Source organism: Paenibacillus periandrae, from assembly GCF_022458865.1.
Lineage (GTDB): Bacteria > Bacillota > Bacilli > Paenibacillales > NBRC-103111 > Paenibacillus_S > Paenibacillus_S periandrae.
The window spans coordinates 143,326-164,933 of the sequence record NZ_JAJNMU010000008.1 but is presented as its reverse complement, the minus strand read 5'-3'; the positions used below and the strand labels follow the sequence as shown (position 1 = coordinate 164,933).

Genomic DNA, 21,608 nt, shown 5'->3' with positions numbered 1-21,608 from the left:
CCCGTTGTTATTTGTTTGCAATTACTTTCCGAGCACTCCTAGCGCCCACTCATATCGTTCCTTGCTCACTTTTTTAGGTATGTACCCTTCGCCGCCCTCGTTGTGCAGATCGTTGTAGCATTTACGCCAAACTTTGATATCCGCTTCCGTCATCAGTTTGTCCACGCCTTCGCACTCTGCCGCCTCGATTACCGCTTGTGCTTCTGACAATTGCTTGTCCCGTTCCTTTTGGGCTTCTGATTTGACGCCGAATTCCGCTGCCAATTCGGCATCCATCTGAGCGATCGCTTCCTTGATCGCGTCGTACGCTTCACGACCAGCCGTAATGGCTTTGTCACCAACACGTGTGTAGACTTGATTTGGATCGAGTTTTGCCTTCGTGTAGAATGTATCGGTCAGATTGTTGTATTGGAGCAGGCTTGCATGGAATCCGCTACTAATGATTTTGTCATTAACCGATATCTCGATCTTTGTTACCGTTTCAATTTTTTGACCAACGATGTCGCCGTCTAAATCTATGTCACGAGAAAATTTTGATACCATTACCCGAGCGATTGCCTTACCGAATGTTACCTGGCGAACTAGTTGTTTTCGCATTTTACCCAACTCCCTTTTGATCGTCGCCTTATTTCGTCGGCATTAATATTATGACTTAAAAATACGCTTAATATATACAAATGTATATAGGACTATATACCTATTAGTTAAAATAAACTGGAAATTATTTTCTTGATTCCACCATAAAATTCGAATAGCCGGAAAATGAAAATATCAAAATTGAAAAGGTTGCTAAATATATAAAAATACAAAAGTTAAAGAAGACTCAATAAGAGTCTTCTTTAACTTTTGTAGCGGCTGCTAATAAATCGTTTTTTGATACATGATTATATGTAAAACCCAAAAAGCAGGGCCATAAATGACCTCTGTCTCTTTGATCAGTCATTACCTATTAATTTTAATCATCCTTAGCACTTTTATTATGTCTCGTTTCGTCTGTATATTACTCAATAGAATCAATTCTGTAAACTTGAAAATTATGATAATTAAAGTCCAAATTAACCCTAAAGGAAGCAGCAGTTTGATCAACAACCACAATCCACCTATGCTGGAAACATCTGACCAGTCATTTGAGAGCTGCTTCAATGTTTCAATCGTAACAAGACCATCTTTAGGTGTATTAGCAGTTATCAGTGTTGTAAGGATTTCACCTTGCGTTCTTAAATAAATATTATACCGAAATCCAACATATTCACTAATAAGTGGGAAGAGTATTACCGCTAAAATCGCAACAGGCTTCCATTTGGATTGTAATTGACCCACTGCCTCTTCTTCAAGATACGTAATAATTTCATTTAATTTTTCAACGTCAGGAGCTCCTGTTCCTAATATGTGTAATTCGTCTTTTATATAGTTCTCCATTTTATTGTAACGAAATTCTCTCATGAGTATTTTATATCCATAACTCCACTTTTTTAAATCCTTATCAGGGAACTGACAGTTTTCGAATAGTTGTCCAGATCCCATATTACTTTTTACATAATGGTTGCCGTTCCGAACTGATTTCATGTGTACTACAAAAGCAAGAACCAATAATGCCACAGCAACGAAGCTGTAAACTACATTTGAAGTTAGGTAAAGAGCAAGCAGTGCTAAATACCCGAATAAAATTAATAAAATTGTCATTACCATAAATGAAATTGAGCCGCTCGCGATTACAATTACATTCCAGACCGTTAACTTTTTATATTCCTCTATTACTTTCTCAATTGTTGATTCACTTCTCATTTCAACAACCCCCCTTTGATATACTCATAATGTTATAGATTGAATGCCCATACAAAAAAGGACATACGATTCCACCTATTTCTACATAACAAACAGCAAGACAGAGTCTTGTGTCCTCTGATCCTATAGAAAGGATCTTAGAAAAGGATTATCGCATGACCTTTTGTAAGTAAATATAAGTAATATCCAAATAATACCACACCTCTGATTTTGCGTAAATAGAATACAATCTTGTACTTTGTTTCTCGAATTAAGAAGCTTTTTGTATCATTAGAGAAACAGAATAATTTGAAAGGGGAACGATAGAATAGAGTAGCATACATATTACTCTATCGGTTGATGCTGACGAAATCCCGCTCATTTGAAATGCGGAAAATATCCGCTAAATTGAATTTTTAAAAAAAGTCAAATTGCCGTAAAGTCGCAATCTATGTCAGTTCTAGGTTAAAAGAAAATCGACGCAAACTATAAACTGTCGGACGGAAATCGATATCCGGTCTTTTATAATAAAAGAGGGAGAAATTAATTTGAGAGTAAACAAGATTAAATCTGTATTTTCTGCGTTGCTTATTGTTGTAATTACTTTATCGACATGCATAAGCGATGTGAACGTCACGTTGGCTAAAGAAGCTAAGAATATCTTCATATCGGAAATAGACAATGACAATCCGGATGTCACCTTTACAGCTACAGGCATAGCCACAGAGCCCATGCCTATCAATGTAACTCCTTTTCCAGCGTCTGAATTTATGAGCTGGACGAACACTAGCTTAGATAAATCTTGGATCAACAATGGATGGTTTGCATCTGCCGATGGTCGATTAATAAGCGCTAGGATGGGCAATGGAGTGCATAGTAAATTCTCCTTGCCGATAGGAGCCGAAAATATGGATCTTGATCCAAAGGAGATTAAATTACCTTACGGTGGGGCTGCTCCTTACCATTATTTGGGTCAAGGAGAATATGTAAGTAGCGCGACATTTGCAGATACGAATTATGGTAAGCAGTATCTCCTAGGAGATACGCACGATCCAATACTACTGAGCCCCTTTGCAGTTAATGGTAGCGCTCCAGTGATGTATGTGCGCAAAGATTTAGGAGAAATTATGTTCCGAACTATAGTTTCGCCTAGAAATACAGGTGGGAGTAGATATCAATATAATGAATATTGGTGGAGGTACCGAATTGATGATCTTCTTGCATTAAGAGCATCGGCATCGGCATCTGGAAGTTTTATGATAGAAATCGATTCAGGTAGACCATCTTATACGGGCGCACGAGGAACATTTAGTAATGGGGATGAGCTTGGTCGTTATGCCCGTATGCGGTTTAATTCAGATTTTAAGGAAATTAATCTTACTACCAGGACAATTAAATCGTTTAAGCCTGACAATATGGCTACCCCCTATAAGACGGAATCATTTGACAATATTCCTGCCGAGCCCAGATATAATCCCGGTAACACGTCACAGAATGGCTATATCGCGTATCTACCTGACGGCTTGGATGAAATTTTAGGAACGTCCAGTGGGGCTAAGCGAAGTGTTGATGACGAGGATATTGGGTATTGGGCACCTGCTGGAGATCCGAAAGGCAACTATTATACTTTAAGCAGAATTAACAATAAACCCCACTTAATTAGATGGGATGCTGAAACTGGATTTCCTTCTATTGTTAAACAAATTGTAGCTCATGATAAAATCAATGGATTTATCGGAGGCGGAGTATCAGCTGATCAAAAATATGTTGGTATCTCCTATTGTTGGCCTTATGATTCTGAATATGAGACACCTGCTGGTTGTAATTACTACTACGAAAATTTGAGTACAAGTGCGGTAACGACAACCAAGCCTGGAGATTTCTTCGAATGGTCGGAAGGCACCAGTACCTCTGATGGTTACAAAGATTATACAACCTATAGGAATGGCTATGGAACACACCGGATTACTGGCAAGACGATTGACCTTCTTTCTGGGGTTGAAATTAATCCACAACCTCGAAGCAATCAACTACCTACTAGCAGCACAAGGTATATTGGAGGTTCCACGACTAAAGCTGGAGTCGAATATTCGATATCCTACGGCTACAAGCCGAGTACAGGACAATCACCCTACAGTAACGAACCTATTACATTCGGCCAACTGTTCAATCCATCATCTCAACAGGTGCTCAACGGTACGATTTCATGGACGATGAAGTTTGCCAAGCTGGACGGGCCCGATTATCATGCGGGTATGGGATTCCGAATTCAAAATCACCAAAATATGTATCGAGTAGAAGTATATAAGGACAATGTACAACTGGTTCGTATCGTAAATGGAAGAAAAGCTTTGATTTCTACACCAGTGAGTCACATTTTAAATAATGAACAGCAAGTTTCATACAAAATCAAAATTACAGGGTCTCACATCAAGGTTTATGAGAATAATGGACTCATCATTGATGCCACTGATGGCGCTTTTTCATCCGGTACGCTGGGTCCGTATTCAACAGCCGATAATACCGAATTTAAAGGCATTAGTTATATGTGGTCAGAGTCGGATCTAAGCTACGATACACCAGGCGCTGTGATCGTCAATACACCCATTAAGTATGAAACTACCTTTGACGATCCGGAAAGGGATGCGATGTTCGCACCGTTAACGCAGTGGTACATTGACCACGTAGATCCTGGCCGATTCCTAACCTACACCTGGGCACCTTATGATGCGGATTTTGGCTTATCTTCGATGCACGGTCAAACCGTGACCAATCCCGTTCCACAGTTCGATAAGGTTGGGCTATATAAGCTCAAATATCGGGTACCGGATAATCCAAGGCCCGACAATGCTGCTTTTGATTCGTACCGCAAATATTCGGAGGATTACGAGCAGTATTTAATTGTGCATCGGATACCTGAAGCTCCATTTACCCTGCATATTGAACCGGATGGAACAGTAGGATGGACGGACCTGAGTTTTGATCCGGACCGCTGCTACGCACACGGCAATTGTCAGCCAGACTTTGCAGCCAATAACGGGATTTATGCCAAAAAGTTTTACTATATCACCCCATCTGGAGTGAAAAAAGATAGCAAGCTTGTCAGACCCTTAGAGGGTGGGGAATATACCGTTGCTATGGCTGTTCGAGATGAGAATAAAGCTTGGTCGGATTGGTACATTCAAACCATCGATATCGACCAGCCCGTAGCGCCAAATCATCCACCGACCGTATGGCTTACTTTCCCTAACGGAACCTACGCGGAGCCTTCACACGTTTCGCTGCAGCCTACCTTGACTTGGAATCAGGCCGATATCGATCCGAACACGATATTTTCTACATTCAATTTATGTGTGCGTGATATATCGAATAATCCCGTAGAGTGCGTTACTAACCGTGACATGAGTACACCTTTAACAAGCTGGGCATGGACAATGGACACCCAACTGTCGATGGGACAAAAATACTCTGTGCAAGTACAAGTCAGCGATGGAGAGGATTGGTCTGACTGGAGTAATATCGGTTGGATGTCAACGAACAGTCCGCCCGTTGCCTATATGACCTTTCCTTATGGAACACAAGCAGTTCCTAACATCGTGAATACGCTGCGGCCCGAGCTAACGTGGTATCAATCCGATCCAGATATAGGATATATCCTGTATTGGTATCAGATCCAGATCACGAATGAAGCGAATGATATCATGATCTTCGATTCAGGGAAAGTATGGCAAAATACAACTTCAACAACGGGGAAAATGACAGTCCCAGCCGATCTGCCAACCGGACAAAAACTGAGGGTTCGCGTCAAGGTTTATGACCAGTACGGAGCCGAGTCGAATTGGTCTCCTCAAACTTGGATGATGATTAATAGACCCCCAAAAGCGATATTTAGTTGGAAAGTCAATCCACCTGTAGATGTTTTCGAGGGGCCGGCGTGGGAAGGGGATCATATCCAACTGTATAATCAGTCAACCGACCCGGATGGGGATGCGATCACCTCGGTTTGGTCAGTAATAGATCCAAGCGGGCATGTGACAACAAGCGCTACAGAGCCGTATATCACGTTTGCACAACCTGGAAATTTTGATGTGACCTTAACGGTCACAGACATTCATGGAGCCAGCGACAGTTTGACTAGACGTATTGTGGTGAGTCCGATGGTATTGCTTGGATACGTGAATCACACAGATGACTGGAATTCACATCGCATACAATACAACCAATCTAAAACAAGGACAAACGAGAGTCCAAGGACGTATGATGTCTTCTTCCCTGGAGAGAAATTTGTACTGAAAGCCGTCACAACAGGAAATGTCGTCAAAACAGATTCACAAATTAAAGGGACAGTATTTAAAACGAATTTGCCCAAATTGTCTGGAAATGCATTTGATGGCATCTGGACGGGAGAGTTGTGGTCAGAAGAAATGTTGAAATGGGATACGCAGACGATCTACTTCCTATTTACCGCAACCACACCAACGGGATATCAAAAAACAGTTGAGGTACCTGTAAAAATCGATGACGATTTGTATTGGCGTCAACATAGATCAAGATAAATCCATCCAGTAGGGGTAACTTTTTTGTTACCCCAAAAAGACTCAGTCAATTAATTGGGATCAGATAAAATGTTAATAAACCCATCGATTAGATATGAAAGTAATTATAGGGACGTTATTAATTAAATAGGAGCTGAGATTCATGCTCGAATTTTTGGTTGAGCTTATCTTTGAAACAAGTCTCTTCGCATTCCTACTATTAAATTCGTGGTTTTGGTTCATTGTGACCGTTGTCTTATGGATTGTCTTTGTAACAGTATTCTCTCCACCAGCAATGCTTTGGGTTTGCTTACTGGCCACCATTTGGTGGATTTTCACTCTGAGCATTAGCTTTAAAAAATAAGGCATCTTAAGAATAGCCATGGTACCCTTAAACACTCCTATTTTAGGAGTGATTTTTCATTTAGAGAGTTTATTTATCGAAAATGAACTGAACTGTTACAATTATAGATGTCATTTTGTGTTAACTACACGATACCAAGATGGATCAAGGGAGCCGCAGATAAAGCGGAAATCAATATATCTCAGGAGTTGCAAATAGCTCTTAAAAGCAAGTTTAGCTAGTACAGAAAAATGGGACTCGAAAGTAAAGAGAGAGCGAATTAAATTTATTTGCAGGATTGCTTTTCCGTTAGCCTTCGGGATATTTGTGTATCATAAAGTGGGAGGGAGGAGAAGGAAATTCTTGAGGCCAAAATTAACATCTGTTTTAATATTATTTTGGGTTAGTCAGTGACTAAATTGTGAGACTTTATTCAATTAATGATTTACTTAAACCCGCTTCTTTAGTTTTTAAAGGTGCGGGTTTTTAGGTAAATGCATTGTGAGAGAACGAATGATATTTGAGAAAAGATAAAGTGAAGTGAATAAATTAAAAATTTTGTTCTGAATCGTTTAGGTAATGATTAAGTGCTTTTTTGGCGTAATGGTGATATAGTTCAGCTTCTTCGATTGGCTTCAAGTTGAGTAGTTGCCTTTCATTAGAGCAATTTGCTATATCATCCAAAATTGTTTTCATCATATTTGTATTTGCTAATTCTGGTTCATAAATACGATCTTTAATGCACTGATCATAGAAAAAGATCACTTTACTAATGCGTTGATTTAAATCAGTAAGTGATGTCTTTTTGTTCTCTGGATCTTCCAAAGCATAATAAGCACCACAATCAGCATAATTCTCTTCAATCGCTTTGATAATATATCCGGATACACTAGTCACATCGCGGTTTTTCATACGATTGAAAACATAATGGATGTTTTCTCGAATTCGTTTTTCACCATGATCTTTCATTAAGGCTTTAGCTTGTTTTTGGTTGATATCAAATCGAGTAAGTAGCTCATAAATTGGCTGGTTATCGATATATTCTGCATCGTTAAGATTTTCTCTCACTTCTTTTGCATTGCGGAATATGTGAAAAACAACGCTCACTACACGCTGCCCATTTTTAATTTCTTCAATCTCAAACCTAATATCTGTTTTCTCAGCTAATTCGTCTTGTGCTGTAAGGAGGACTCGATTCTTTAGGTGCGAATACCTCTCATAAAGACCAGGGTCGATCTCAAGCTTCTGTTTAAGTTCAGCGATCGTCTTAAACTTACGTTTACCATAGTGAAGGTATTGTTTGAGAAGCATGTACATTTTTAGAGAATGATTACTTCGTAGATAAAGAACATTCCAAAGTTTAAACTTCGTAAAGTTCTGCTTGAGCTGAAGAAGATATGGCTGCAATTGAGATGAGAATTCAAGTTCTATAATCCCTTTTCCATGGTAATACCTTGCAGAGGCCAACCAATTTGCTTCAAGAGTAGAATTCATTTGTGGTTCATCAATAATGACTTCTTTACTTCGAAGTTGAGTTACTATGTCACGAATGCGTTTATAAAAATTTCTGTCATTGAGGTCGAGTTTATCTGCAATTTCACTAACTTTAAAAAAATGGGTTTTGAAGTTTTTATCTTCCGGATGGATTCTTGAAGCTAGTATGTAAATGAGTCTACGCTCATAAAGTGTTAGGTTGGTTTTTGCTTCGATGAGAGCGTTAGATTCAGAAACGATATAGTGATTTGAAATTGGATCGGGTTCAAAATCCATTTGTAACTGTTTCTCGATCATTGGCTATCACCAACCTATTGTTGTATTTTGGTACTATGAACTTCTTGTTGAATCTTTTGATTCTCTTTAATCAAGTGAAAACATATGTAAATTCGGTAGATTTATTAAGTTTATATAATTCATTTTTTTAATGATCTTAACCAACTGATTAATATCATAGCGTAAATTATGTAGAGATTCCACTCACATTTGTGTGGCCGGTTTGAGTATATAAGATATCGCTTTCTTTTAAGTTTAATTAATGAAATAGCCTTTGATCGATCTATTTTGGTATTGGGATAACCAATAATCATCATAGAATGGCTTAATTTTGTTGGTGTGTATCCTGGTTTTGAACCGGCCACATAGAGCAGACAAAATGAATAGTTCGATTACCGGCCACACAATACAGAATATGGCGGTTTTACTAACTGGCCACACGAAGCAGACTATACTAGATAGGAGGATTGGCTTATAAATCAGTTCTTATATGAACCCCAATGAATATAGAGTCAATTGAAACACCTCTGTACTACCAATTATCTTAGTTCATTTAAGCTTTACCGAATGTAAGTCATATTTATGTGGCCGGTATGATTCTTTAATATTTCTAAGGCATTTTTTCTAAGAGAGGCACGTAAAATAGGATTAAAGGATTTGGGATCTCTTCCTGTGGATATCTATGTATGATTAATTAACTATTTATATATATTTAATTATTATTTAGTTTTCTTTGTGTTTACCTGTTTTAGTAATGGTTATTTGCAGGTGGGACTATATCATTTTGGCAATACCGGCCACATAGAGCAGACTTGAATGTCACATTGAACAGACTTACCGGCCACATCAAAGTGTTGTTAGCGGACACATATAGCAGAATCAGAAGCCACACAAAGCAGACTATAGAGGCCACGCAAAAGTGAGTTAATATTATAAATATATCCAATTACCACACACCCAAATTAAACATTGTGGATAAGTAGTTTAAATCCTCTGCTTTGTGTGGCTTTAAGTCTAAATCCCCTTGGGTTATTTTGGAGTATGGTCTGCTTTGTGTGGCCGCTAGCTGATCTATATACCTTTGTATAGGAAGAAAATCGAACTTCATTAATAACATAAAGCAATTTTATTAATGAAACCTGCTTTGTGTGGCCACTAGCTTGCTTATACCTTTGAATAGAAATAAAACGGCTTTCATTAATTACAAAAGGGGTTTCTTAAGCAATTACGATTAAGAGATCTGCTTTGTGTGGCCGGTTAGGATGTAAACCCTTTGCCAGACTGGTATCTTCAATTAATATAACTCAGTGAAAGCAAAAATCGGATTACGCGTATTATTTGATGAAATATTACTGAACAATGTTAATAACTTACCAAATTGGTCTGTTTTGTGTGGCTACATCTCACAATTTCATATATTCTCCATTTCTGTGTATACGTCTTAAATATTATCTGCTTCATGTGGCCGGTTACACGAACTATAGTGAGCCCTTCAGTTGAGTAATAGGCCCTGCTATGTTAGGATAATGTTGTATAGATATTTAACTTTTTGGGTTCTCGCAAGCGCCATAGAACCATTTCGTGAACAAAGCACTTTTCCGAGTGAATGACAACCTTTACGGTTCGTTATGCCTTACAAAGGCAGTCATTCTCTGGGAAAGGCGCTTTTTTTGCTATTTTGCGCCGATCACAACCCATATTCCATTTAGAAGGAGGACGTTTTGCTAATTAGTAGAGAAACAGATGTCTCTGATCCTGGGATGAGATGATCTCACAGGCCAATGAAATTTTTAACTAAATATGAAAAGAGGCGTCTACATGTTTGATTTTATCCATGACCCGATTGCTTGGGTCTATCTTAGTTGTTTAATCCTTACAGGGATGGCAAGTTACCTCATTTTCAAGTTTGTTAAAAAACTTGATGATGTCGAAAGACTTACATTTAAGAATACGTTCTTAAAGTTTTTCGGTTATGTTGCCACCATTATTACAGTTATTTTTTTTGTAATGTTCATCGTTCAATCTTATGCTTATTATGAAGTCATAATTTCGGGAGATGTTCATCCCGACTCCGAATTCATTAATCCAAAATATTCAGAGCAAAAGAATGGTCACTTCTATTCACTTAGTGTGTATGGAAGTTCCACCATGAATTTATCTGACAATCGAGAGTTTCGCAGAGTATTTCGTGAGTATGAGAAAGATAAAGCTGTTCGGGACTTTAGAGAGGGGAATCTACCTTTTACTGAACAGAAGGTTGCGAATGATCTGAAATTCGTTAATTCCTATGCACAACTCATTGATATTTCATTCGGTGATAAACAAAAAGTGGCAACGGCATCTGCAAAGGAAGGTCACGAACACTTCGCAGTTTCTAATACCAATGCCCAAACTGTGGCAGAATCCATCCTAGGTAAGCAACTGCCTAAAGACCTTTTTGAAGGATCTCCCCAAGATTTAAACGGCAATTCAGCTGGATTAATGCTTACCCTTGAACTCCTTCATCAGTTCGGTGATAAAGATCTCCTCAAGGGATATAAAATCTGCGGAACCGGTACGATTGACGTTGAAGGTAATGTAAGTTCAATAGGTGGGCTTAAGATGAAACTTATCACAGCTAACCAGATTAGATCCAATGCAAGTTTAACTGGGAAAAACATCCAATTTATGACATGTTTTGTTTCTGAACATGACTATTTTGATGCGATCAAAATTAAGAAAGAGGAGAATTTGCAGCTACACATCAAACCAGTCAAAAACATTAAAGATGCACTCGCGTATCTTGAATCATTAGAGTCAAAGCCATGGCTTCAAAATTAATTCATGAATCAGGGGCGGGTCAAGCAAGCAACCCTCTCCCCAATACTGCAGTAAATGAAAGAGATATTCTTATGCCTAATAGACAGTTCAAGAATTGGAGCCGGGATAAGGATTAGTCAGGAAGTGATACACGAAGTTTTATTCATCTTCGATTTAGAAGGAGAGATATGAAAATGACAAACAATGAACTTGAAATTGTGGAAGAAATCTTAGAAGGGAAAATATCTACGAATCCGAATAGATTCGAGTCTGCAAATGGCATTGTGTTCACTCTTAATCAAGAGTACGACTCCCCAGAGATACGTGAGTATTTCAACTCCAGAGGTGTCGAATATCATGAGCTTAATGATGGGTCTTTTTACACTGAAACGGTCATGACTGGCGTTGAGTTTGTTAATCTACAATACGTGCAAGAGTACATTCAGATTGCTTAACATGAAAATGAGTACTTTTTTACATCATTAATAGGATGGTGCTAACTTGAGATTGAATTATTCAGATCTAAATCAAATTTGGGACCAAGGGTTAATTGATAGTATGTGTGGGTGCGCTACGGACGATAAATGGGAGCAAGATATAACTGGGTACATCTTTTGCTCCGGTTGTAAAAATTGGATTGTAAAGCCCGCAAATTTTGAAGAAAGAATGGAAAGGAAAGTCACAATCACTAATTACGAGTTTGTAGAAGACAAAGGATTAAGTGGGGTTTTATTTCCAAACGGAGTTTTTTTGAAGTGCGGTAATACAGAACATAACCTTTTAATAACTGATATTCCTATCGAAGTTCAATTTGGATGCTTATATTTCTCTAGTAAATTGAATGGAGATAGAGACGGAATTATTACACATTCTCCTGTTAAATTTCAGGGTGTAACAGCCTTACAGCTTAATTGGATAGATGAACATATGAAGTTCTATGACGATGGACAAAAACGGTTTGATTGTAGAACATGGAAGAAGAATGATGACAATTGAAGTCTTAGTTTCCAAGATAAAATCCGAATATTCAAAAAAAGAGACGGTAAAGTCAACTGTCTCTTTTTTCCTTGCTTCCGTTTCCTCCTCTGAATGCAAATTGGTAACAGCATTGTAGGGATCTCAGGTGTGTGGTATGATTATAATACTAAAATTCCCGCTTTGGTTCTGGCAAGCGCCTCAAGAACTCCCTATGAAAACAAAGCACTTCTCGGAGTGAAAGAATAAACTTGTGACTATTGATGTCGCTCGTTTGCATCTTTTACTGCGAGAAGTGCTTTTTTGCGCTTCAATCACAACCCAACCAAATATAGAATGAAGAGAGGTTTTTATATGTACTATCACGGAACAAGTTTAGAAAATCTACACATGATGTTACAAACTGGACTTATTAATATTTTACCGAAAAAGAAGGTTTGGCCTGACCATTCCGGACCCTATATCTATTTTTTCAATGAAATGGTCGATCCGTACGCTAAGGAATTAGCAGCAGAACAAGCTGCTTATGCTCTCTTGGCGATGCACCATACACGGCGAGCTATCATTGCGATTGAACCGAAATCATTGAACACGGAAAAAATTGAAGTAGACCCCGATATGAGGGAAGCAGTCCGATTTTCTGATTCGATTCCTCTTGAAGTCGTCTATAGTTTCTTTATTGAAGAGTATAGAAGTAAGGACGTGACTCAAAAGTGGCTTGAGTTAGCTGCCATTTCGAAGTTAGTACAACTCTATCCCATGTATGAATCAGGCTTTTATTATGCTGATCCAGATGCACGTAAGGATTTAATGCAGCAGAGTGGAATCCACTACTTAGATTTGATCGCGAAACCTATATGGTCTAAAGGCTCTAAGCTCCTGGATCGGTTAGAGGACCTGCAAGATGAAAGTAGGGAATTAGACCGGTTCCAAGAACATTCGTTTGAGCAACTAAAATTAGTCTTTACAGATTAATCGTGCATACCGATACGGGACTTTATTAAGTCCTGTTTTTTGTGGCTTGCCATTCAATATTTACACTTCATTCTGAGGAGCGATAGCATGACTATGTCGAATAATAAAGGCAATCCGGCAGACGATGAAATTGAAACGGTACCCGAACTTGTGACTTGTCAAGCAGATGGCTGCATTAACGGCTATGTTGAGGGCGAAAAATGCGACACCTGCTGGGGCACTAGCTTGGTCTCACAAGGACAGCCAGGATCAGACAGTTATACAGATGTCCATGTTTCTCATGAAACTTCTATTTTTGGATCGTCCATCAAGGTGAAGGCCTTTGGCGAAGATCACTGGGGAAGAAAGCTATATACGAATATTGAATCCAAAAGAGTCTATGCTCTTGTGGATGATTGGTATTATACCATCACAGGCGATGGTGAACCTGAATGCCCTTTAAAGAGACAATTAATTATTCAGATCGTGGAATAACATTTTTGATATCTATTAATCGGAGGTAATCAACCATGAATCAAACATCGTATCATGGCTGGTCTTAGGATCCGTCAAGTTAGCGATGGATCTTACCCATGATCAGATTGAAGTTCATGGGGAGGAAGGAGACTCTCACCCCATGATAATTGCACTTGAAAGCAATTACCCTGCAAAACCTCACGTTGTGGAAGACGAACTGGGGCTTTGCGGAGGTGCCTTTGCAAACCGAGACGATTATTGGAAGTATAAAGACTCCAGTCTATGTACAGGCCAGTGATAACCTTAACCATAAGAATAATTAGGAGGCATATCGCTATGTTGCTAAAAACAGAACATTTTACGAGTGGTGAAAACAGTACGCAATACTATCGCTTCTTTAAAAACGAAGTGACAGGGGATTTAGTTCAAATCATTCGGAATAAGAAAGAACCGTGCTGGTTTGGCTATTTTATGAATGACAAGACAGATCAATGTCGATTAATTCCTGTCTATGGCAATGATGATCCTGATGAGCTGCTGAATGAAGTGTGCATCTGGTATAACATGGGTATGCCTGTGTCAGAGAAACGGGATCTTCCTAAACCAACGAATACTTCTATTTCCAAACTACTCCGAGAAATGGAGGACATGTTCGGAAAGTTTCCTTTACAAGCTGCAATGCGGATTCAGCGATACTTAGACAATCCTAGTGTTGATTATTGGGATGATATTTGCGGTATTATTATCAATGGAGATCATACTGTATGGCAATGTGTATCTAATATCGACCCTTCATTTCCAAAGGAAGGAAGAACAACCGATATTACAGGAAAAATTGTCGAGGAATGGCTGATGATCCCGACAACATTCAATCTACTGAGAGCTATTAAGGATGCTTTGAAATTAAAAGATGCTGTCGAAACTCAGCTGCAATAAATATTTTCCAAAAAAAGAATTCAGTTTAATCTGGGTTCTTTCTTTTATTCTAATCTAGGGAGCGCGATTACGTCATGAAACAATGGAGAATCTTAGCACGTCACAGATGGGTTTCTGGTGCAACCATTACAGAGAGTGTTAATGAAATTGATGAGGATATTCGACGATTTACAGCCACGATTCGAGGATGGAAGAACTTTCGAATCTACGAAGGTGATCCGCGGCATATAGAGACTAAGAGAATCATGGAACGGGTAATGCAGATCCGAGACCAAATCGATTCTGGTGATGCGAAAGTTTTTTATGAAAACATAACACTAGTTCCGGTTGACGAGAGCAAGGAACAAAAAATACTCAGTGAGCTGAACGAAAAGATAGCTGATTTATGCACATAAATCAAACGGAGGATCATCCGGTGGCTGCCGGCCATCGTGATCGAAAAATTCGCATTCTTAAGAAGCAGATTTCCAATCTTGAATCAGATGAAAGAGCTAAAACTGGTCGATAGATGTATCATCGATCAGTCAGCTTCCGTTCATCTGGAATCGTAAGAAGCGGGCTTAAGAATCCCTATTTGACCAGCTTTTTGGATTTAGCACTAGTTTTTGCAAGATCGAGATCTCTTGATTTTGGAGGACAGCCTGTCGTCTATGGGTTTACGGCTGACCCCCTTAGACTTAAATATGATAATCAAGCTATGGATTGCCCATTGGCACATGATGGGAAGACAATTGACACACATCGCCCTGCAAACCAAACCCTTGAGGAGTATGCTAAGAAGAATCCCGAAACTGTTCAAAAAGATGGAAAGATGATTGTCCCAGATAACGAGTATCTTCTATCGTTAGAAGCGGTGAACTGCTGCGCTTATACAGGAATAGTGACCTATTCTAATTTACTGATTGTTGGTGGTGAGTAAAATGAGTAGAGTTAATCTTTCAATCTATTCTAACGAAAAACCAATTATTGGCGGGAAAGGTGAAGGTATTGAATCATTTTTATTTGCTAAGCCGCATTCATTGATATCGTTACTGTATTTCGGGAAAGATAAGAGGGTAATTACAAAGTCATCCAGTATTGAAAAATGGATAGGGGAATTTGGATCCATACGTCTGATTCTCAAGGAAAATGGAGAACACGTTGGTGTACTGCAACTAGTCAAGATCAAAAGCCGCTATGTGATTTCCAACATTTATGTTTTAATGGAAAAAAGAAGGCAAAGAATATCTACTACCTTGCTTCATGAGGAATTGAGCTTTTTAAACTACAGAGTTGAACTATCTTAATTTCTTACACTAGATAGTGCACTTATTTCGGAATAAATTGATTTGAATAGAGAAGGGAAGGAAGAGGGAGACCCAGTATAAACCTGTCTCCTTTCTTAAATATCTAAAAAGGAAACCATCCAAATCCAATAAAGCATCTAGAAGGAGTGAAAATGAAATGGTTCAATTTTTAGCTGTTATAATTATATCTTTGGGCGGTTTCTTGGGTGTTTTTCAGCTCATTCGTTTAAAGTATATAGAGGGGACACTCATCTTAATTTTCTACGGAAGTTTAGGATGTGTATTATTGGGTTTGAACTCAGAGGTCACATATCTAATTCAAACAGTCCCAATCACTTTAGTACTAAGTGCTATTGGTCTTTTTTTGAAAAACTTAATTGACTATCAGAGGAGCAAGCGAAAAGGTATATAAACACAAAGTTAGTCTTTCACTTCCCTAACATAAGGTTAATAGTTTCTTATAATGAGACGCCATACATTGGTTGTCGAAAAAAAATACAAAGGCTCGAATCCTCGGATTCGGGCTTTTGTTAATCTATTGTTAACTTTGAGATCTTCAACAGGTGCCCATGGCTAGTATGATTTTTATACACTTATTTGGAAACTAGAAAGAGTAAATATTGTGATAGAGAGAAAGTGTCTTTAGTCTCAATATTTATGATGATAGATAGGATTAAACTATCATTTTATGGTAAAATATTCATATAGTTAATCTGTGAAAGTGACGGTTTATAGTGAGAAACTATATTAATAATAAAAATCTTTTGAAAATGAGGTCATATCATGTCGGAAAAATTTTCTTGGGTTGAAAGTATCTATGAAACTAAGATATCTACAATTAATAAGTATATGGATATACAAAATAACCGACCCATCGTAATAAAAGAGATAAAAGGAATGGATCATATATCCAGTCTCTTCTTTGAACGAGAAATCGGCGCATTAAAAGTATTGAATAATCACGATAATGTTGTGAAAATGTATGATTATGAAATTGAACAAACAAATGATGGTAATAGCTTAGGTAGAATTTATTTGGAATACATTGAAGGCATGAATTTGCAAAATATAAATAATACACTCATTGATAAGGTTGAAAAAAACAATATTATGTTTCATATCGTTGATGCAGTGGAAACAGCTCATAATCTAAGCATTGTACACCGCGATATAAAACCCAATAATGTCATGATTGAAGACTATAGAAAGGCAAAATTAATTGATTTCGGTCTTTCAAAAATAAAAGGACAGATTTCAAAAGAGACCGTGGGACATTACGGAACTAATTTATATATGGCACCAGAAGTCAGTTATCATGGTGATAATGCATCTTTTCAGAGCGATATCTATTCAATTGGCGCTACGATATACTATTTACATACTGGAGAAGAACCGCCCTTGCCAGAGTCCTTTGCAGCGGAAATAAAAAATACATCTGGGATGATACCCGAATTAAAGGATATATTAATAAAATCTGTTCAATTATTACCTACAGATCGTTATGAAAGTGTAACAGATCTCAAAAGGGCGTTGAACTCAATTTACAGAGAATTGTATGCGGAATCAAAATATTTAGTAACATTTCCTCATTCTATATTAGCACAAGCAAGAAACAGGAAACTGATACCAGCAACCCACGGAATCTCAGACTTTATAAAACTTTCTCTGAACAAATGGTTTCAAATACCGTTTGCATTTATTGATTCAAAACTAGAGGAGCCAGAATTAAACAAGCAGCACGATATTACAATTTTTTCTGATATGGGCTATAAATTGAAGTGCTCATACAACAGTTATGAAGAACATTTTATCGTAGAGGATATTTCCAATATTACTCCTAATAATAGAAAAGCTATCTTAAATAAATGCATGAAAATAAGTGGTAGTTTGCTTTTTGTTCCATCATCCGAAATTAAGTCCATTCGAGAACATAAAACATATGAAATTGTAAATGATTTGATTTCTCATAGAATGGAATATCAATCTGATGAAAACAAGCAATATGAATTTGAGCGTTTTTTCGGTATTTGGTTTGAGTATTTAGATAAGGAAAAAGAGCTAATTATAGACTCTGCTCGTAAAGTAAACTACACTTCTCTTGTTCTAAATAAAGAGGAACGATTACTAGAATTCGCTATAGAAAATACTAATATTGAGGAACTCGGGTTTTCTATTGACTCTACTTTATTATTTGACCCTATTTTGAACGCTGGGGAGAAGAAGAGGAAAAAACCCGCTGTTGTGGGAACGTTCAAAGAAATTGTTGTAAAAAATAACAAAGCTATCATGTTAGTTAAATATGAAAATGAATCTGTACGACTTCCGGATGCTGGGACATTAGTAGAAGATTATAATTTGAGCATGTTTTTAATCGATAAACAAAAGAAAGCATTGTGGGCATTAAGCGCAAATGAGTTTGAATGTAACGAGAATCTAAAGGAAGTGGTTTTGGGATTTGAACAACCAACTTCGCTAGATAAATTTGCGAAAATTGCATTTATAAATAAGAAATTAGATTTAAACCAAAAAGAGACTGTAAGGAGAGTTTTGAGTACTTCTTCTATTTCTGTCATTCAAGGCCCGCCTGGTACAGGGAAAACATCTGTAATTAGAGAAATTGTAAATCAGATATTAATTGAAAATTCATCTGACCTCTCTCACAGAAATTCTAAAATTTTGATTGTTTCACAATCACATACTGCAGTCGATCACGTATTAGAAGGGCTCTTAACAGACCAGACAATATCAAACACTAAAATTCTACGTATCGGATCAAATGAAAATATTATTCCTGGAATATGGGAAAGGTTTGGTCTTTCAAACGTCCATTCTAAGTGGGTGGAAAATACAGTTGCAGCGTCAAATGAACGACTACAAGAATTAACAACCTTAAATGGAATTGACCAAGACCATCTTAGAAAATATTGTGATTTGAAGTTCAGAAGTAACTTCACTGAAGAAAATATTGAAGATAATAATTTTATAATTGAGTTTGAAGAATCTTACAAAGATGATCCAGATAAAATGAGAGTTATCCAAACAGCTATCATACAACATGATTGGAGTAATCGAATACGTACAGCAAATGATTCGGTTGCAAGACTTATTGAAAATGCGACCATCGTTGCTGGTACTTGTACCGGATATAATTCAAATCCAGCCGTTAAAAATCTGAGTTTTGATTATGTAATTGTCGATGAGGCTGCAAAAGCAAGTGTCCCTGAGTTACTAATTCCACTACTAAAAGGAAGTCGACTTATTTTAGTTGGTGATCATAACCAACTGCCTCCTACGTTAAAAAAAGAAGTAATTGACAGATGTAATGTGAAACAAGAAGTTTTTGAAACAGGACTATTTAAGCATCTATTTGATCGTTTACCTGTAACCAATAAATTCCGTTTATCTATGCAATATAGAATGCATAAAACGATAGGTAATATGATTAGTAACGTTTTTTATGAGAATACGATCGATACCGGTATTGACGACGCTGAGAGACTACATGATCTAACTTGCTTTCAAGATACTCAGATAGCTTGGATCAGTACGAGTAAATTATCTGAATCTGATCGTAGACAAAAACAAGTATCAGGGACCACTTCCTATTCAAACAAAAGTGAACACAACATTATTAAAAAAGTCCTTCAGACCATTGATAAAGAAAAGTCAGCTGAAAATTATGAAATTGCAGTTATAACGGGATATAGCGCGCAAAAGTCTTTAATCCGTGATTCTGTGAATCGAGCTGATTATTCCAATATTAAAGAAATTGAAGTTAATACCGTTGACTCTTATCAAGGAAGGGACAAGGATATCGTTATTTTCAGTACAGTGAGAAGTGATGGGATTGGTTTCCAAAAATCAGAAAAAAGGATCAATGTTGCACTTTCAAGAGCAAGACGCCTCCTTATTATTGTCGGGGATCTCGATCTTTTTCAAAATAATCGTGACGATACGAATAGATTCCCTCAAATTATTGAATACATGCGTCAAACGCCAGGTTGCAAAATCTATGATTATGAGGTGTTTAATGAATAATAATATCTTGGAAGTCCGTAAAAGAATAATAGACGAGCGTGAAGGCCAACATTTTTTAAAAACCATTTTAATCGGTATACCATTTGCGAAAATCACATTAAATATCACTATACGTAAAGAATTGTCATTACCATTAACCCATGAAGCTGTACTAAAATTACTTTCACTAAATTGGTGTCATTATGATGAGTTGCGTAAGCTGCTTGGAGTGGACACCGATTATATGGACACTATTATTTTGGAATTGGGAATGAGTGATTACATAAACCATTTTGGTAAACAGATAAGTATCAGTAGGTTAGGTAGAACTGTTTTAGAAACAATGAAAACTGTAAAAATCGAACCCGATATTATGGAAAATATTTATATAAATTTACTGGATGGAAGCATCGTTAAGCAAATTACGGGTTTTAGTGAATATCGTGAAAAAGTGAATTGTGACGCCTATTTGACAAAAAGAATAGAAACCAATAGCAGTTATATAATTGAGCACGAACCCGATATTAAAGAAATTTATGATCTCTATCAAAAGACTGATCAAAAAAACTTTAGAGTTAATGGCCCAGATATCTTGGAACGGGATGAGTTGTATAGAATTATTTCTATAAAGGAATATGAAATTGTTCATAAAACGATACCGGCCCATTTATTTCAACTAGTGGATGAGGCAGATCAACTAGATTACGTTATGGATACTGGCAATGAAAAAGAAAATGATGTTTATTCGGCATTATTTAGGTTACAAATGAAAGAGCATCCTATATCATTTGTACGGTTGTTTGACACAAAATATTATAAGTCGAATGAACAAATGATTCTACAACCAAACGCATTTTTGCATTCCGAAGAACTCGAATTGATGAGGTATAACCGGAATCAACTGAAAGTTTTAATGACCAGTGTAAATATAAACCTGGAACAAATTCATGATGGTTACTATACGAATCGATTATTATTTTACCAAGAATATCAGGACTTGTTTTTTAATTTATCCAAAACAAATCCAGGTGAAATTATTTTGATATCGGATCATTTTTATGATCTACAAAGAACAGAGTATGGGTTGCTTTCTTTACTTGATGCCTTATCACAAAATGCAAAACTTTACATTGGTTTTATGGATAAAGATACCGGAACCAAGAAAGTTATTCAGAGTCTACGATCTAAGAATTCCAATAATATTACTATCGCTGAAATGACAAATGTTCGAACAACAACTATCCTAATTGATAGACAATACATGATTACGGTATACTATAAACCGGTTCATTTTGGAAAAGAGGTTATTCTGGAAGAAATAGCATTGATATCATTTAACCCTAGTATCATCGAGAGTCAAATAGATGAGTTGAGGGAAGTCTTCGCTTTACCAAGTGTAAAAGGGTGATTCCTTCACAAGCATATATCAGTGAAATAGTGAGAAGCGAGTACTATGCAGTACTCGCTTCTTTATTTTATTCTAAAAGTACGACATTAACGGTTATCTTGTTTCATAATGAATTGTATGATAAAATCAAAATAATTACGAAACTCTTTTGGTTCTGGCATGCGCCCTATGAACTGATATTAGTGTTTAGCGTTTCTCCGAGATTATGATCAACCTTTGGTTGAAATTCGCGTTACAAGCGATCATATTCTGGGAGAAGCGCTTTTTTGCGTTTCGTTCACAACCCAAAACCCCAAAAAATTTAAAGGAGTGGAATGTAAGTGAGAATGTAAGTTATCTGAATT

The 21,608-nt window shown here is 37.2% G+C and carries 16 protein-coding genes; 13 read left to right on the top strand and 3 right to left on the bottom strand.

Annotated elements, in window-relative coordinates; genetic code table 11:
• Window positions 1-21: 21 nt before the first annotated feature.
• Window positions 22-597, bottom strand: a complete 576-nt coding sequence (locus tag LRL21_RS15030) for a hypothetical protein (RefSeq protein ID WP_240416612.1) — start codon at window positions 595-597, stop codon at window positions 22-24.
• A gap of 345 nt (window positions 598-942) precedes the next feature.
• A complete protein-coding gene (locus tag LRL21_RS15025; protein WP_240416611.1) occupies window positions 943-1,785 on the bottom strand; it encodes a hypothetical protein in 843 nt (280 codons plus the stop codon).
• 527 nt (window positions 1,786-2,312) lie between these two features.
• On the opposite strand from LRL21_RS15025, the gene LRL21_RS15020 reads away from it, so the two are divergent.
• Window positions 2,313-6,320, top strand: a complete 4,008-nt coding sequence (locus tag LRL21_RS15020) for a glycoside hydrolase family 78 protein (protein WP_240416610.1) — start codon at window positions 2,313-2,315, stop codon at window positions 6,318-6,320.
• 871 nt (window positions 6,321-7,191) lie between these two features.
• Here the strand turns inward: LRL21_RS15020 and LRL21_RS15015 are convergent.
• Window positions 7,192-8,433, bottom strand: a complete 1,242-nt coding sequence (locus tag LRL21_RS15015; RefSeq protein ID WP_240416609.1) for a replication initiation protein — start codon at window positions 8,431-8,433, stop codon at window positions 7,192-7,194.
• A 1,797-nt stretch (window positions 8,434-10,230) separates the two neighbouring features.
• On the opposite strand from LRL21_RS15015, the gene LRL21_RS15010 reads away from it, so the two are divergent.
• The 12 genes from LRL21_RS15010 (at window position 10,231) to LRL21_RS14955 (ending at window position 21,264) form a co-directional block, all read left to right on the top strand.
• Complete coding sequence (locus LRL21_RS15010; RefSeq protein WP_240416608.1) at window positions 10,231-11,232, top strand: hypothetical protein; 1,002 nt, start codon at window positions 10,231-10,233, stop codon at window positions 11,230-11,232.
• 173 nt (window positions 11,233-11,405) lie between these two features.
• On the top strand, window positions 11,406-11,666 hold the full coding sequence (locus LRL21_RS15005) for a hypothetical protein (protein WP_240416607.1): 261 nt from the start codon (window positions 11,406-11,408) through the stop codon (window positions 11,664-11,666).
• 46 nt (window positions 11,667-11,712) lie between these two features.
• Window positions 11,713-12,207, top strand: a complete 495-nt coding sequence (locus tag LRL21_RS15000) for a hypothetical protein (protein ID WP_240416606.1) — start codon at window positions 11,713-11,715, stop codon at window positions 12,205-12,207.
• A 333-nt stretch (window positions 12,208-12,540) separates the two neighbouring features.
• A complete protein-coding gene (locus LRL21_RS14995; protein ID WP_240416605.1) occupies window positions 12,541-13,161 on the top strand; it encodes a hypothetical protein in 621 nt (206 codons plus the stop codon).
• Window positions 13,162-13,248: 87 nt separating this feature from the next.
• Entirely contained in the window at window positions 13,249-13,635 is a 387-nt protein-coding gene (locus tag LRL21_RS14990) for a hypothetical protein (RefSeq protein WP_240416604.1), read from the top strand.
• 155 nt (window positions 13,636-13,790) lie between these two features.
• Window positions 13,791-13,940 carry a hypothetical protein gene (locus LRL21_RS14985; RefSeq protein WP_240416603.1) on the top strand — a complete coding sequence of 50 codons (150 nt, stop codon included), beginning with the start codon at window positions 13,791-13,793 and terminating at the stop codon, window positions 13,938-13,940.
• A gap of 13 nt (window positions 13,941-13,953) precedes the next feature.
• Window positions 13,954-14,553: a hypothetical protein gene (locus LRL21_RS14980; protein WP_240416602.1), complete on the top strand. Its 600-nt coding sequence runs from the start codon at window positions 13,954-13,956 to the stop codon at window positions 14,551-14,553.
• A gap of 74 nt (window positions 14,554-14,627) precedes the next feature.
• Window positions 14,628-14,948, top strand: coding sequence for a hypothetical protein (locus LRL21_RS14975; RefSeq protein WP_240416601.1), 321 nt, complete (start codon window positions 14,628-14,630; stop codon window positions 14,946-14,948).
• A gap of 113 nt (window positions 14,949-15,061) precedes the next feature.
• The gene (locus LRL21_RS14970; protein WP_240416600.1) at window positions 15,062-15,472 is read left to right on the top strand and encodes a hypothetical protein; all 411 of its coding nucleotides are present in this window, start codon (window positions 15,062-15,064) and stop codon (window positions 15,470-15,472) included.
• Window position 15,473: 1 nt separating this feature from the next.
• Window positions 15,474-15,839, top strand: a complete 366-nt coding sequence (locus LRL21_RS14965) for a hypothetical protein (protein WP_240416599.1) — start codon at window positions 15,474-15,476, stop codon at window positions 15,837-15,839.
• A 783-nt stretch (window positions 15,840-16,622) separates the two neighbouring features.
• Complete coding sequence (locus LRL21_RS14960; protein WP_240416598.1) at window positions 16,623-19,877, top strand: serine/threonine-protein kinase; 3,255 nt, start codon at window positions 16,623-16,625, stop codon at window positions 19,875-19,877.
• Window positions 19,870-21,264, top strand: coding sequence for a hypothetical protein (locus LRL21_RS14955; RefSeq protein ID WP_240416597.1), 1,395 nt, complete (start codon window positions 19,870-19,872; stop codon window positions 21,262-21,264). Before LRL21_RS14960 ends, LRL21_RS14955 begins: the two co-directional genes overlap by 8 nt.
• Window positions 21,265-21,608 lie beyond the last annotated feature (344 nt).